At 54.8% G+C, this 13,555-nt stretch carries 10 protein-coding genes; 3 read left to right on the top strand and 7 right to left on the bottom strand.

Annotated elements, in window-relative coordinates:
* Positions 1 to 1,248, bottom strand: a complete 1,248-nt coding sequence (gene carA, locus QN359_RS09270) for a glutamine-hydrolyzing carbamoyl-phosphate synthase small subunit (protein WP_322248183.1) — start codon at positions 1,246 to 1,248, stop codon at positions 1 to 3.
* A gap of 155 nt (positions 1,249 to 1,403) precedes the next feature.
* Positions 1,404 to 1,811: a heme-binding protein gene (locus QN359_RS09265; RefSeq protein ID WP_322248182.1), complete on the bottom strand. Its 408-nt coding sequence runs from the start codon at positions 1,809 to 1,811 to the stop codon at positions 1,404 to 1,406.
* A gap of 177 nt (positions 1,812 to 1,988) precedes the next feature.
* Between QN359_RS09265 and QN359_RS09260 the strand changes: the two genes are divergently transcribed.
* Positions 1,989 to 2,531 carry a C40 family peptidase gene (locus QN359_RS09260; protein ID WP_322248181.1) on the top strand — a complete coding sequence of 181 codons (543 nt, stop codon included), beginning with the start codon at positions 1,989 to 1,991 and terminating at the stop codon, positions 2,529 to 2,531.
* 439 nt (positions 2,532 to 2,970) lie between these two features.
* Here the strand turns inward: QN359_RS09260 and QN359_RS09255 are convergent, their stop codons facing one another.
* The gene (locus tag QN359_RS09255) at positions 2,971 to 3,807 is read right to left on the bottom strand and encodes a patatin-like phospholipase family protein (RefSeq protein WP_322251112.1); all 837 of its coding nucleotides are present in this window, start codon (positions 3,805 to 3,807) and stop codon (positions 2,971 to 2,973) included.
* Positions 3,808 to 4,182: 375 nt separating this feature from the next.
* Here QN359_RS09255 and QN359_RS09250 point away from each other — a divergent pair, with 375 nt between their 5' ends.
* Both QN359_RS09250 and QN359_RS09245 read left to right on the top strand, forming a co-directional pair.
* On the top strand, positions 4,183 to 6,273 hold the full coding sequence (locus QN359_RS09250; RefSeq protein ID WP_322248180.1) for a bifunctional 2',3'-cyclic-nucleotide 2'-phosphodiesterase/3'-nucleotidase: 2,091 nt from the start codon (positions 4,183 to 4,185) through the stop codon (positions 6,271 to 6,273).
* A gap of 70 nt (positions 6,274 to 6,343) precedes the next feature.
* Positions 6,344 to 7,072: a tetratricopeptide repeat protein gene (locus QN359_RS09245; protein ID WP_322248179.1), complete on the top strand. Its 729-nt coding sequence runs from the start codon at positions 6,344 to 6,346 to the stop codon at positions 7,070 to 7,072.
* Between the two features lie 436 nt (positions 7,073 to 7,508).
* Here QN359_RS09245 and QN359_RS09240 read toward each other — a convergent pair whose 3' ends face one another.
* The 4 genes from QN359_RS09240 to QN359_RS09225 form a co-directional block, all read right to left on the bottom strand.
* The gene (locus QN359_RS09240) at positions 7,509 to 8,654 is read right to left on the bottom strand and encodes an ATP-binding protein (protein WP_322248178.1); all 1,146 of its coding nucleotides are present in this window, start codon (positions 8,652 to 8,654) and stop codon (positions 7,509 to 7,511) included.
* 118 nt (positions 8,655 to 8,772) lie between these two features.
* Positions 8,773 to 9,276, bottom strand: a complete 504-nt coding sequence (locus QN359_RS09235) for a DUF4124 domain-containing protein (protein ID WP_322248177.1) — start codon at positions 9,274 to 9,276, stop codon at positions 8,773 to 8,775.
* A gap of 186 nt (positions 9,277 to 9,462) precedes the next feature.
* A complete protein-coding gene (locus QN359_RS09230; protein WP_322248176.1) occupies positions 9,463 to 10,560 on the bottom strand; it encodes a hypothetical protein in 1,098 nt (365 codons plus the stop codon).
* Positions 10,561 to 10,805: 245 nt separating this feature from the next.
* Positions 10,806 to 13,553 (bottom strand): molybdopterin-dependent oxidoreductase, encoded by a 2,748-nt coding sequence (locus QN359_RS09225; RefSeq protein WP_322248175.1) that lies wholly within the window; start codon positions 13,551 to 13,553, stop codon positions 10,806 to 10,808.
* Positions 13,554 to 13,555 lie beyond the last annotated feature (2 nt).

The following is a 13,555-nucleotide window of genomic DNA, read 5'->3' as shown; positions in this document are numbered from 1 at the left end:
TTATTCTCCTGCGTGTGCTTTTGCATCTGCCATCATCGTCGTGAAGCGATCGAACAGATAAGCGATGTCATTCGGCCCCGGCGAGGCTTCCGGATGTCCTTGGAAGCAGAAAGCCGGCTTATCGGTGCGGGCAAAGCCCTGCAAGGAACCGTCAAACAAAGAGATATGCGTGACGCGGCAATTCGCCGGCAACGATGCTGCATCCACTGCAAAACCATGGTTTTGCGAGGTGATCAGCACTTGTTTGGTATCGAGATCTTGCACCGGATGATTGGCACCGTGGTGACCGAATTTCATCTTCAGCGTGGTCGCACCCGAAGCCAGCGCCATGATCTGATGACCAAGACAAATACCGAAGGTGGGGATACCCTGTTCGATCAAAGCTTTGGCGGCCGCGATGGCGTAATCGCACGGTTCCGGATCACCGGGACCATTCGATAAAAACACGCCATCCGGCTTCAATGCCAGCACCTCAGCAGCACTGGTTTGCGCCGGCACGACCGTGACTCGGCAACCGCGCTGCGCCAACATGCGCAGGATATTGCGTTTAACACCGAAATCGAAGGCGACCACATGAAGACGCGGTGCACTTTGCTGACCATAACCAAGACCCAAGGTCCATTCAGTTTCAGTCCATTGATAGCTTTGTTTCGCTGAGACGATCTTGGCCAAATCCATGCCCGACAAACCAGGGAAGGTTTTGGCCAAGGCTTTGGCGCGTTCGGCGTCTTGACCAACCAAAATCGCCCCGCCCTGCGCACCTTTTTCACGCAGAATACGCGTGAGCTTGCGGGTGTCGATACCGGCGATGGCAACGATGTTTTCGGCTTTGAGGTAGCTGGCCAGCGATTGCTCGGAACGGAAATTCGACAGCAGCATCGGCAAATCTTTGATGATCAAGCCGGCGGCATGAATTTTGTCCGATTCGACGTCTTCGGCATTGATGCCGGTATTGCCGATATGCGGATAAGTCAGCGTGACGATTTGCGAACTGTAGCTCGGGTCAGTCAGAATTTCCTGATAACCGGTCATGGAAGTATTAAAAACGACTTCACCGACAGTATGACCGGCGGCGCCGATGGAAATACCAGTGAAGATGGTTCCGTCAGCAAGAGCGAGTATCGCGGTATCTTGGGCAGAACGAAGAAGGGACTGCGGAATGGGCAGCAAGGGCAACTCCTGTATTGTTACCGCCGCTGCGACGCCCCAAACTGCCATTTTCACCACTTGCACACAAGAACTGAGCAAGGCGAAAAAGAGGATGGAGTGATGTGAATTTGGGTAGGCGCTACGGCGAGATTTCGAATTAGTTAAACCCTCGAATCATACCGTAAAACCGTCTTTGGGGCAATCCCTGCAATGGGATTACAGCCCAAAGATGGTCACTTACTGCATATTAAGTATTACAAGCCCAAGGCGGCAATCCCAGCCTTGGCAATTTGCGCATCTTCGGCCGATTTCACACCCGATACACCAACTGCACCGACGCACTGACCATCAACCATGATAGGCACGCCACCTTCAAGCATGCCGGCAATGTAAGGCGCGCTCAAAAACGAAAAACGGCCGTTATTGATGATGTCTTCGTAAACTTTCGATTCACGCTTACCTAAGGCTGCCGTAGTGGCCTTAGCCGGTGCAATCTGCGCGGAAATCGGGGCCACACCATCGAGGCGCTGCAGCCACAATAAATGCCCGCCATCATCGACGATCGCGATGACTACCGCCCACTGATTAGCTAGCGCTTCGGCTTCTGCAGCCGCCGCGATTTTCTTGATATCTTCCAAGCCCAGTACCGGTTTTGTTAACATGCTTTGATTCTCCTGTAAAAGTGCACAAATTGTACGCGAAGCAAAAAACTTAGGTATACAAACTGTTTTGCATAAAACGCATAGTTAATATAACGATAAGGCATAAGCCGACCGAAGGTTTACATTCTTGTAAACATCGCTTACAGTTGACTAATTACTTTCACAAACGCAGAACCGATGCCGATAAATTTTTCGAAAATTCGCCGAAACAGCCGTTTATTGCTCGCTGCCGCTCTATTACAAACAGTGTTGTGCAGTTCGGTGCAGGCCGCCGACAATCCCTTTCCCGAATCTTCGACGGCTTACACCAAACTGCAAGAAATCCGCCAGCGCGCTTCTGATCTCACGCTCAAGGCCATGGATTTCATGGGTATACGTTACAAACGCGGTGGCAATACACCGGAAAATGGTCTCGATTGCAGTGGCTTCGTCAGATTGGTATTCAAAGATGCGGTCGGAGAAAATCTGCCACGTACAGCGGCAGAAATCAGCCGAGTCGGTGAAAACATCGATCAAAAAGATTTACGCCCGGGTGACTTGGTGTTTTACAACACGCTCAAGCGTGGCTTTTCCCATGTCGGCATTTACCTCGGCGATAACAAATTCATCCACTCACCCTCAGCTGGCGGCCAAGTACGGATAGAAAGCATGGATTTGGCGTATTGGAAGAAGCGCTTCAATGGTGCCCGCCGTATCAACGATGATGAGCTCAAGCAGTAAGTCTCGCTAACTGGAGAAACCGCTGCGTGAAAATGTTCTATCCAGATCCGGATGCACGGCTAGTGCAAAAATCTGATGGATGCTTTTTTACATCTGAAACACCGCATGCTTTTGAGGCTGTCGCAAAAGGGTAGTGAGTCGGTATCATTACCCCAACTGGTGGCCACGTCATTCCTGCGCGCTTTTGGCAGGAACCCAGCGGCGTTCGTGGTTAACTGAAAATGCCAGAAATTGTGGCATTTTCAGTATAAAAAACGACGCTGGGTTCCCGCCAAAAGCATGCGGGAATGACGAGGTATGCGGTGTTTCATGTGTAAAAAACGTCCATCAGGCTTTTGCGACAGCCTCTTTTGGCCGGGGTTTCAAACCCTAGTCAGATCAATGTCCATCCACTGAAAGTTATTCTTTGCTTGCCATAAGGCATTTCGGCATTTTTCAATCAGCGCTCTTGCAACGCTTTGATTTTTTGTTTCAATTCCGGCATCGCCGCCATCGCTGCGCGTTCGCCTGCCAGTATGGCTAAATTCCTGCCACCGAAATCGCTACCCTTCATGCCTGGTAAATCGGGACGTATCACCACATCGGCCAGTTTCAACTCGTATTGCGTGATGCTCTGCCCCATGATGGTTACCGTTTGCAGCAAAATATCGATGCTACTGCTGCCATTCTGTATCTCCGGTGCTTGCGAAATATTTACCGCGATCACCAAATCGGCCCCCATCTCACGCGCAAAACGCACCGGCACCGGTGCCACCAAACCACCGTCGACGTATTGGCGACCATTGATCTTCACCGGCTGAAACACCGCCGGCACGGCCGAGGAAGCGCGCACGGCCGCACCGGTATTACCATACTGAAACAGCACCGCTTGTCCGCTCGATAAATCGGTCGCCACCGCACCGAACGGTTTCTTGAGTTTTTCTATACTGAGCCCGCCGACCATGCGATTGACATAGGCTTGCAGCGCATCGCCCTTGAGCATGCCACTGGACTTGGCAAACAGTGGCAAAGACCAGTCGGAAATGGTCGCTTCATCCATGTCCAAGGCCATTTTTTGCAAGGCAAAGCCGCTATTGCCGGCAGCATACATGGCCCCGACCACACTGCCGGCACTGGTGCCAACGATGATGTCAGGAAAAATCCCTTGCGACTCCAAAGCCTTGATCACTCCGATATGGGCAAACCCACGCGCGGCCCCACCGCCGAGTGCCAAGCCGATCTTGACATGGCGCGCAGTTTTTTGCACTGGCAAGAACGCCGGTTCAGTCGGTGGCATAGGCGTGCTGCCGCACGCGCCCAAGAACAGCACCGTGCAAAAGAGGGCAGCAAACATGGTCGAGCGTTTAATACGAGCAAGAAGACACATAGGTTTTCATCAAAAAGGGAAGCGCCGAAATGACAGCAGAGCGGCGATTATATTGGCTATCCCGCCAAAAATTTTTTAATTCAAGAAAAACCAGCTTGACAGCTCATTTTTTCATGCAATTTTTGTATTTCATTTTGTCATTAACAGGACATATTTTGCGCCGATAATCGGCCGGTTCGGTTTTCTGTTGCATACCGACGACTTGCTGATTTTTATTTTATTTAAAAAAGCAAACGATTGCGTCCGCATTTTCAGTGTTTTCACCCCTCTATTTTTGAGAAATTCATGAAAAAAACCTTGCTGCTTCCGCCACTGAGTCTGATTGCTCTGGCCACCCTCGCCGCCTGTTCGAGCAATCCGACCACCGCCCCTGTGAGCGCTATCCCCGAGGGCACCATCGTCAAGCTGGCATTATTGGAAACCACCGACTTGCATCAGAATGTGCTCAGTTATGATTACTACGGCCTCAAGGCTGATACCAGCCTCGGACTCGAACGCACCTCCACCCTGATTGCAGCAGCCCGCGCCGAAAACCCCAACACGGTTTTGCTCGATGATGGCGATGTTATTCAAGGTACTTTGCTCGGTGATTATCAAACCGGTGCGGTGCCAGTCACATGCAGCGGCACGTTGGCGATTCATAAAGTCATGAATGCCTTGAAATACGATGGCGGCGGCATCGGCAATCATGAATTCAATTATGGTTTGAATTTTCTCGGGCAAGTCACCAATACCGACTTTGGCCTCAGCGGCGTGACGGCACCGAGCAAATGCGGCGCGCCGAGCTTTCCACTGGTCTTGGCCAATGTGGTCAACGCCACCAATCAGGCACCGATCTTCAAGCCCTACGCACTGATTCCGAAACAATTCACCGCCACCGCCCCAGATGGCAGCAGTGTGCCGGTCACGCTCAGCATCGGCATCATGGGCTTCGTACCGCCGCAAATCATGGATTGGGATCAGAAAAATCTGGCCGGCAAAGTAATGGTCAACGGGGTCGTCGAAACCGCCACCAAATACCTGCCTGAGATGCGCAGCAAAGGCGCCGATCTGGCCGTGGCCTTATCACATGGCGGCCTCGACGCCAGCACCTACAGCCCGAAAATGGAAAACGGCAGTCTTTACTTGGCCGCCACCGGTTTCGACGCCTTGATGCTCGGTCATGCGCATCTGATCTTCCCGAAAGGAAAAGAAATCGGTGCCGCCGCAGTCGATGCCTCGATCGCCGCCCTGCCAGCTGCCCAAGTCGACAGCATCAATGGTTTTGTCAACGGCGTGCCGGCTGTGATGGCACAAAGTTGGGGCCGCCGCCTCGGCATCATCCAGATGGTGTTGAAATTCCAAAGCGGTAAATGGGTAGTACAAAAAGACCAGACCAAGGTCGAAGCACGCGGCTTCAAATACACCGACGGCGTTACCACGGTCGCCGCCGATCCGGCTATTGCGCCGCTCGTCGATACCGAACATAAGGCCACGCTGGCGTATGCGGCACAAGCATTGGGCACGACCACTAATTTCGAGATGTCGGCGTATTTTGCCTTGGTCGGCGATGTCAGTGCGATCGAAATCGTCAATCAGGCGCAAATCGATTACGTCAGCAACTTCATCGCCAAATCGACCGACCCTGTCATTAAGAGCTATCAATCGATACCGGTGATTTCGTGCAGCGCGCCATTCAAAGCCGGTCGCAATGGCCCGACTGATTTCACCGATGTCGCACCTGGCGCAACGGCGGCGACACCGGTCGGTTTGCAAGTACGAAATCCCGGCGATTTGTATTTGTATGGAAATAATAATTTGCAAGCGGTGAAGATCAAGGGCAGTGACTTGAAAAACTGGTTGCGTGCCGCGGCTGCACAGTTCGCCCAAATCAATCCGGCCAGTACGGCTGAGCAAGATTTGGTGCCGTCTTACAGCACGATCTTCAACTACGATGTTTTTTACGCCAGCGGTAATGCGCTGAAATATCAGATCGATGTCACGCAAGCGCCGGCTAATCGCATCGTCAACCTGACATATCTTGGCGTCGCCGTCGGTGACAATGATGATTTCATCGTTGCGACCAACGATTACCGCGCCAGTGGCGGTGGCAATGTCCCAGGCATCGATGGTAGTAAAACCATCATCAAGTCACCGGATGCCAACCAAGCCGTGGTCAGCGCTTATGTGAGCAAGCTCGGTACGGTGACGGCCGCCGTCAATGGCAACGCGCAAAGCTGGAGCTTCGTCAAAGTCGCCACCCAAGGGCCGGTGATACTGCGTTCGGCACCAGGCAAGTTGGCACAGGCTCAGCAAGCCGGACTCGCACGTGTGACGGCTGAGGGCAGTAAAGATGCTTCCGGTTTTTCCAAGTACGCGATTGATTTAAGCAAGTAAACCACGAGTCAGTACGCGCGCGTCGGTATGGTGACGCGCGCGTCTTACTCAGCCAACGAGCGAATTTTCCATGCCGACCTGCCCCTCCATCCTCCGTCAACTGAGCATCGCACTGGCACTCTGCCTCGCTGCGTCGGCCTGCACGCCGCAGTTACAGTCAGCACCAAGTACAGCGGAAATCGAATCACTAGGCATGCTGGCTTTGCATGCACAACAAGCCCAAGCGCGCGCAACACTGCGCCATTGGGCCGACCAAGGTTTGCCGGTGGCCCAGCGCGAACTGGGCTTGGCTTTGTTTGAAAAAGATCCTCGCAGCGCGTGCAATTGGCTCACACAAGCGGCCGGCAATGGCGACCAAGCAGCGCAGTTTGCCTTGGCCGAAGTGTTTTACAAGGCCAGACTGGGCGTGACAAAAAATCTCACGCTGGCGCAGCGCTGGTATGCCGCTGCCGCGGCACAAGGCAATGATAAAGCCAACTTCATGTTAGCCCGCATGGCGAAATATGGCGAAGGCGGCCCACTCGATTTGCCACTGTCGGTGCACTATTTACAACTGGCCAGTGATCAAGGTAATGCCCAAGCCATGTTTTTGCTGGCGAATGCCTATGCCGCCGGTGCCGGCGTAGCCACTGACCCGCTGCGTGCACATGCCTGGCTCGAGCGTTCAGCGGCCGGCGATTATGCGGTAGCAATACACGCCTTGGCGCTGGAATTGGAGGGCACCGACCAACAACAAGCCAAGCACCTGATCAAAGAGGCGCGCGATGAGCGACTGATGCATTGGAATCAGTATCAGTGAAGCGCACTGCGGCTAGGCCAGTTGTTGCAAATCACGCGGAGGCAGCATTTTGCGCTCATCGCCCAGGCTCAGGTGGGCCAGCTTGCGTAAGCTGATGCAGACTATCAAGCTGGGCCGAGAAAATGCCACCGACCAAGCCAGATGGACGTTATATATATAACACCGATAAAACACCGCACGCCGTGTCAGTCCCGCGTGCTTTTGGCGCGAACCAGTGTCGTTTCCAACACCAAAAACGACATAATTTCTGGCATTTCGGTAGACAAGGAGGGACGTCACCACCAGTCGGGGTAGTGTAACGACTGAAAACCTTTTTGCGACAGCCTCTTGAGGCTGGGGAGGATGTCAAGAAGCGTAAAAAGTTGGGCAACGAGCCAGCGCGCATACGCGTACCAATTCATGTAGGTAAGCTTGAACGGTCAGAGTAAACTGCTGCTTACTTTTCTGCGGCTGCCCATGCCGCAGCTTGCTCAACAAGCCAAATCACATGTTGCGTATCCTCGATCGCATAGACACCTCGAGAGCTATTCCAAACCAGCGATTTGGCACGCAAGGCCTCCAATGCATACTGAATCGAAGTACCCTCGATCTTAGTCTGGTCGTCAGTGAATTTTTTGCAAGCCTGGACATACATTTCAACCGTGCGCGGCCGAAACGGCGCAAAGTCCGCTCCGGTCATGGCCATCACCGTCAGAACAGCGGCTTGAAGTGGCGGCAGGGAGTTAATTTGTCGTATAAATCCCTGCTTCGTCTCTGCCATGATCTGATCGACCACCTCTTGAAACACGGCATCGACATTCTCCGCCGTGGCATCGAATCTAAACGCCAGATCATCCAAGGCTTTTCTCAAAGTTTCCGGTTTGTGTCCAGCAGCGACGAAAGCACGCTTCACGACATCCACCGACGGCTTGACGCTCTCGCCATACAGGCCAAGCTCCCAAGCCAGATAATCATCCCCAAGCGGTTGCAGATCCATCAATACCGCATTCAAAAATGCCTGCTCCTTACCCTGAACCAGCAAACTCAACTTATCCCTGTTCGATCCGGTTGCAATCAAGCGAAATCCAAAATGTGCCGATCCATTCAACTGATCGCGCGCAGCCTTCAAAGCGAACAGCGTGTCCGCGCCAGCCTCGGTAGTCATAGCGTGCTGGGCCTCATCAATCACCAGCACGATCATGTGTTCGGTGGCATCCGAGAGCTCGGCCAAAGCCTTCGCGATCGTCTTTCCCGAACCGATCCCGACTTTGCCGATGTCCATCTCAAGACCCGCAAGCTTGACCTTATCCAGCCCGCCCTTGCGCGCCCACTTCAAAATAGCGCCTTCTCGCTGCAACAAGTGCTCGCGAATCGCTTCCGAAATCAAATCACCAGGATCGCGACTGCGATCACTCCACAGGTCGACATAGATGACCTCGGCACCAGCATCCCGCAGGTAGGGCACAATGTCCTCGTTGATCAGGGTACTTTTTCCGGTGCGACGCGGTGCGGAAATGAACACGCCCGATAAACCCTTGGGCGACAGCGTGCATCTGGCAATGTTCTCGGCGAGGGTCTTGCGATGGAAGATGGCAACGCTCATGATGTGTCATACCTTGTATCGGAACAGTAATTATAGTGAATTATAGTCCTTTACAGTCCAATACAGTTCTACACTGTTTTTTGGAATTTTCCACCACGTCTACTGCCCTCGCCCAGGCTTATTTCGATGCCGGCACAGCTTGGCCTTGGATAGCATTATTATCGATATGAATCGTGGTCGTGCTGATGTCAGGTTCGCGCAAGCCACAGGCCGCATACATGGCACTGGCCAAGGCTTTGAGTTTAAACAGATTCGGGTTACTCGAGGCGGCCGACACGTCATAATTACGCTGGGCATGCTCACAAGCCATGGCATCGACTTGCAGCGGATGCGGTTCGTTTTGCGGCGACTCACTTGCCGCTGCGGCAGGCGGCAATGGCTCGACTTGCAGCGGCGCTGCGATCTCACGCCCGGCTCGGCCACCGTTGGCTTGCACTTTAAAACGACGGCCTTGGCTATCGCCGGGGCAAGTCTGATCGGAAAATACCACTTCACCAGCCGCATTTTGGCAGCGAAACACTTGTGCCTGCGCCGACATCAGTGTGAGGCTAAGGACAGCTCCCAGCAACAGCGATCCCTTGTCAGCGGTGATCTTTTGATTCAACAAACGTTTACGCGACATATGCCACTCCCCTCAGGTAATACCCGCCGCAGCGAATCGGTACGCCGATCAAGCAAGACGATGACCGGCGAGCACGCGCGGAATCGAACAGTCGCCAAGTGGCGGCAAGTTTCGTCCAGTTATAACACAAGGGCAGCGCGAACGACAAAATCGGCCACGGCAGCCTCCCGCGCCGGGATAAAAAGCTCACGACCGACCTGGTCTGGTCAACGCCTCCGGTACATTCTTGCCCTTGGTGACCGCGCCGGCCACGCTGCCCAATCGATCATTCCGGTACCATTGCCGCTGGCGACGATAGGCAGTAACATCGCCCTCCCCAGCCGGATTGACAAACCCTGCCTTTTTTGCCAAGTCGCGGGCTAATTGCCGTTTGTAAGCCGTCACATCCGGCGCACCGGTGGGCGTGAGAAAACCGCTCTTCTGGGCGGTCCGTTGCAGCTGATCAGAGCGATAGCCGGCCAGATCAGCCCCCCCATCGGTCGATGTGAAGCCAGTCCTGAGCGCGGCTCTTGCGGTGAAATGTCGGCGGTAGCCGATCGAATCGGCAGTCCCATCAAGTTTGACGAAACCGGCCGCGACTGCCGACTCCGCAGTACGATTGCGCTTATAAGCATAGACATTGGCACTGCCGTCGTGCTTGACGAAACCGGCCGCGATAGCCGCCCGCGCCAACATATAGCGGTTATACGCGCGGATATCCGCTGAGCCATTCGCAGCGATCAAGCCGAGCTTGGCAGCACAACGTTCGCTGATGTGCCGATGGTAAGCGACCAGATCAGGCGCACCGTCTGCCGTGAGGAAGCCACCGATCCGTGCAGCGTGCTCACGGTAGCATAGATTGCGTTGGCGCTTCCCCACACCGGAAGACGTTCCGCTCATGCTGCCGGATGCGGGGCTTGGTGGCGCGCGATGGGAATTATCAAGAGGCGCGCGCATATCGGTGCCATTGGGACAGACAAAGCCGGCAGTAAGCGCCGGCCGGTCTACCTCGCGGAGGCGCGCATACCGCGCGCTGCCTTCCGGGCGGCTTTCCACCATGCGAACAGAGGCTTGCGCCAGTCGCTGAGAGTTCGTTATGACCGAAACGGCCTGCGCGCCGAGCGCGATGCGATTCGGCCCTGCCACAACACCGGTGAGGGTATCGCCGCTCCCGACCAAGTTGCTCGCTTGCCGCAAAGAACTGCTTGTAAGTGGTTGCGGAGCGGCTAAACCGTTACTGGCCGGCGTGAGCTGGTTCTGCGTAGAAAAATAAGAAGTATGAGTAATGACTGAGATGTTTGGCATGATGTAAAAAAGAGTGCGGGCTAAAAAAGGAGTGAATAAATTTCCATTTATGCCCCAAAACGCAATGCCAGCAAGCTGACTGGCGTATCAGAGCAAGCGGATAAGCGCCATTTTGTACAGTTCCCGCGAAGCGGAGCACACCGTTAATCGGACACGAACCGACCGTTGGTCGGCCCAAAAGACGCACGGAGAAAAATCCCAGCGGCTTCACCCTTGCCAATATCAAACCGGGAATGCCACCAGCGCTACGCCGATTGCTCCACCGCCGCTTCCAATGCTACCAACGCCAGCAATTTTTTTATTTCCGGCACACACGAACCACAATTACCACCGGCTTTCAGGCAATTGGTGACTTGTGCCACGGTTTCCATACCATGCTCACGAATCGCATGGCAGATGGTATTGCGCCCTACGCCATAGCAAGAACAAATGGTCGGGCCGGCATCAATGCCGGGGGCGATGGTTTGACCGAGCAACAGCCCGACCCGATCGATCTCGTCGAGCCGCTGTTTGGCAAACAGGCCGGCCAGCCAAGCCCGCGCCGGCAAATCGGCACGCGGCGAGAGAAAAATGCAACTGTCGATGCGCTCATCGACCAAGTGGACGGCACGATAAACACCAGCGCTGTCATCGGCATAGTCAAGCCAATCGGCATCCACGTCGGTAGCAAGCATCAATTGTCGCGCCCAAGCGGACGGATCAGAAATCAATTTCCTGCCGGCCAGTTCATAGCGCAGCATCTCGCGTCCCTGTATCCGCGTCCAATGGGTCACCTCATCGAGTGCCAATTCCCGCCGCGTCAGGATGAAGCCATACCACGACACCGGAAACTCTTCTACCCGCACCGGTGTGTGTTTGAATTCCGGCTCGCCCGACACCGGATCGACCACCGGATTGACTACGGCACCGATGCGACCATCTGAGGTGGTTTGATTACTCCAATGGATGGGCACAAAAATACTGCCGCGCGCAATGCCGCCGCCATGCTGCACCTTGGCCACCATGGCACCCCAAGGGGAAGAAACGCGCGCCAGACTGCCTTCGCGCACCCCGCACAACAAGGCATCTTGCGGATGCATGTCGATGAACGATTCAGCTGTATGATCCGCCAGTTTTGCGGCTTTGCCAGTGCGTGTCATGGTATGCCATTGATCGCGCACCCGGCCGGTATTGAGAATCAGCGGATACTCGGGATTCGGCGCATGCACGGGCGGGCGCGGCGGCGTGGCAATAAAACGTGCTTTGCCATCGGCATGGGTAAACTTGCCGTCGGAAAACAAGCGTGCCGTGCCACGCGGCTGACCATCGGCAGCCCGTGTTACTGGCCACTGCACTGGTGCGAGTGCATCGTATTGCGCCTTGCTCATGCCAGTCAAACCGCTGAGATTGAATACGCGCGGTACTTCTGCACTGCCGCTGCCATTGCGAAAAGCACTGAGTCGCGCATGTTCATCAAAGATTTCATGCACGTCTTGGTAGTCAAAACCTGAGTAAGCCATTTTTTGGGCGACATCGCACAGTATGCGCCAGTCGGGGCGCGCCGCACCGGGCGCACTGAGAAATGCGCGTTGCCGTGAGATACAGCGCTCGGAATTGGTGACGGTGCCGTCTTTCTCACCCCAGCCCAAGGCTGGCAACAAGACATCGGCCCAGGCATTGGTGTCGGTGTGACTGACAATATCGGAGACCACCACGAGTTCGCATTTAGCCAGCGCCCGTTGTACTTGATCGGCATCGGGCAAGCTGACCACCGGATTAGTGGCGATAATCCAAACTGCCTTGATGCGCCCCTGTTCGATGGCCTGAAACAATTCCACCGCTTTCAAACCGGGCCGCTCGGCGATGCGTGGTGCATTCCAAAAGCTTTGTACCGTCTCACGATGTTGCTCATTATTGAGCTCCATGTGCGCGGCCAGCAAATTCGCCAGCCCGCCGACTTCTCGTCCACCCATGGCATTCGGTTGGCCAGTCAGAGAAAACGGCCCCATGCCGGGCTGGCCGATGCGCGCGCTCAGCAAGTGGCAATTGATGATGCTGTTGACCTTGTCGGTGCCGGAGGAGGATTGATTGACGCCTTGAGAAAACGCCGTGATGACTTTTTTTGTGCCGGCAAACAAGGCATAAAAGGCCTCTATCTGGGCTGGATCGAGCTTGCACTGTTGCGCCACTTCGAGCACGTCGCCGCTGCTCTGTGCCGCTACCTGCAAAGCGTCATGCCCTCCTTGCGTGTGCGCGGCGACAAAAGCCTGATCGGCATAGCCGTTGCGCGACAAATAATCGAGCAAGCCATTGAACAGCCAGACATCGCTGCCCGGTTTGAGCGGCAAATGCAGATCCGCCAAATCGCTGGTAGCAGTGCGACGCGGGTCAATCACCACCAGCTTCATGGCTGGCCGACTTTCTTTAATCTTAGCAATGCGTTGAAATAAAATCGGATGACACCATGCCGTATTCGAGCCAACCAAAACCACCAGATCGGCCAGTTCCAGATCATCATAACAAACTGGCACCAGATCGGCTCCAAAAGCACGCTTATGCCCGGCCACTGCCGACGACATGCACAAACGCGAATTGGTATCGATATTGGCCGTACCAATAAAGCCTTTCATGAGTTTGTTAGCGATGTAATAGTCTTCGGTCAGCAACTGCCCTGAGACATACAAGGCGACCGCGTCGGCCCCATGCTGCGCGATGATATCGGCAAAGCCGCTGGCCACGCGGCTCAGCGCTTGTTCCCAGGAGCTGGTTTGCATCAAGCCGCTGGCAGCATCGCGCATTTGTGGTTGCAGCAATCGACCATCGAGGCTCAAGCTTTCATCGAGCGCCGATCCTTTGACGCACAGGCGGCCGGCATTCGCCGGATGATCCGGGTCACCGGCGATGGCAATACCACCATCGGCACCGACGCTGGCGCGCACGCCGCAGCCAACGCCACAGTAAGGACAAGTGGTGCACACGGTGCCAGTAACAAGGCCAGTTTGGTCGAGATTCATAC

The sequence above is a fragment of the Undibacterium sp. 5I2 genome, from assembly GCF_035019605.1.
Classification (GTDB): Bacteria; Pseudomonadota; Gammaproteobacteria; order Burkholderiales; family Burkholderiaceae_D; genus Undibacterium.
The sequence above is the reverse complement of the archived record's forward strand: the minus strand, read 5'-3'. Positions and strand labels throughout refer to the sequence as shown.

Excerpts from the sequence above, each read along its gene's own strand:
- QN359_RS09260 (WP_322248181.1), top strand. The coding sequence starts at position 1,989 with ATGCCGATAAATTTTTCGAAAATTCGCCGAAACAGCCGTTTATTGCTC.
- QN359_RS09250 (WP_322248180.1), top strand. The coding sequence starts at position 4,183 with ATGAAAAAAACCTTGCTGCTTCCGCCACTGAGTCTGATTGCTCTGGCC.
- QN359_RS09255 (WP_322251112.1), bottom strand. The coding sequence starts at position 3,807 with ATGCCACCGACTGAACCGGCGTTCTTGCCAGTGCAAAAAACTGCGCGC.
- QN359_RS09240 (WP_322248178.1), bottom strand. The coding sequence starts at position 8,654 with ATGAGCGTTGCCATCTTCCATCGCAAGACCCTCGCCGAGAACATTGCC.
- QN359_RS09225 (WP_322248175.1), bottom strand. The coding sequence starts at position 13,553 with ATGAATCTCGACCAAACTGGCCTTGTTACTGGCACCGTGTGCACCACT.
- QN359_RS09245 (WP_322248179.1), top strand. The coding sequence starts at position 6,344 with ATGCCGACCTGCCCCTCCATCCTCCGTCAACTGAGCATCGCACTGGCA.
- QN359_RS09235 (WP_322248177.1), bottom strand. The coding sequence starts at position 9,276 with ATGTCGCGTAAACGTTTGTTGAATCAAAAGATCACCGCTGACAAGGGA.
- QN359_RS09230 (WP_322248176.1), bottom strand. The coding sequence starts at position 10,560 with ATGCCAAACATCTCAGTCATTACTCATACTTCTTATTTTTCTACGCAG.
- QN359_RS09265 (WP_322248182.1), bottom strand. The coding sequence starts at position 1,811 with ATGTTAACAAAACCGGTACTGGGCTTGGAAGATATCAAGAAAATCGCG.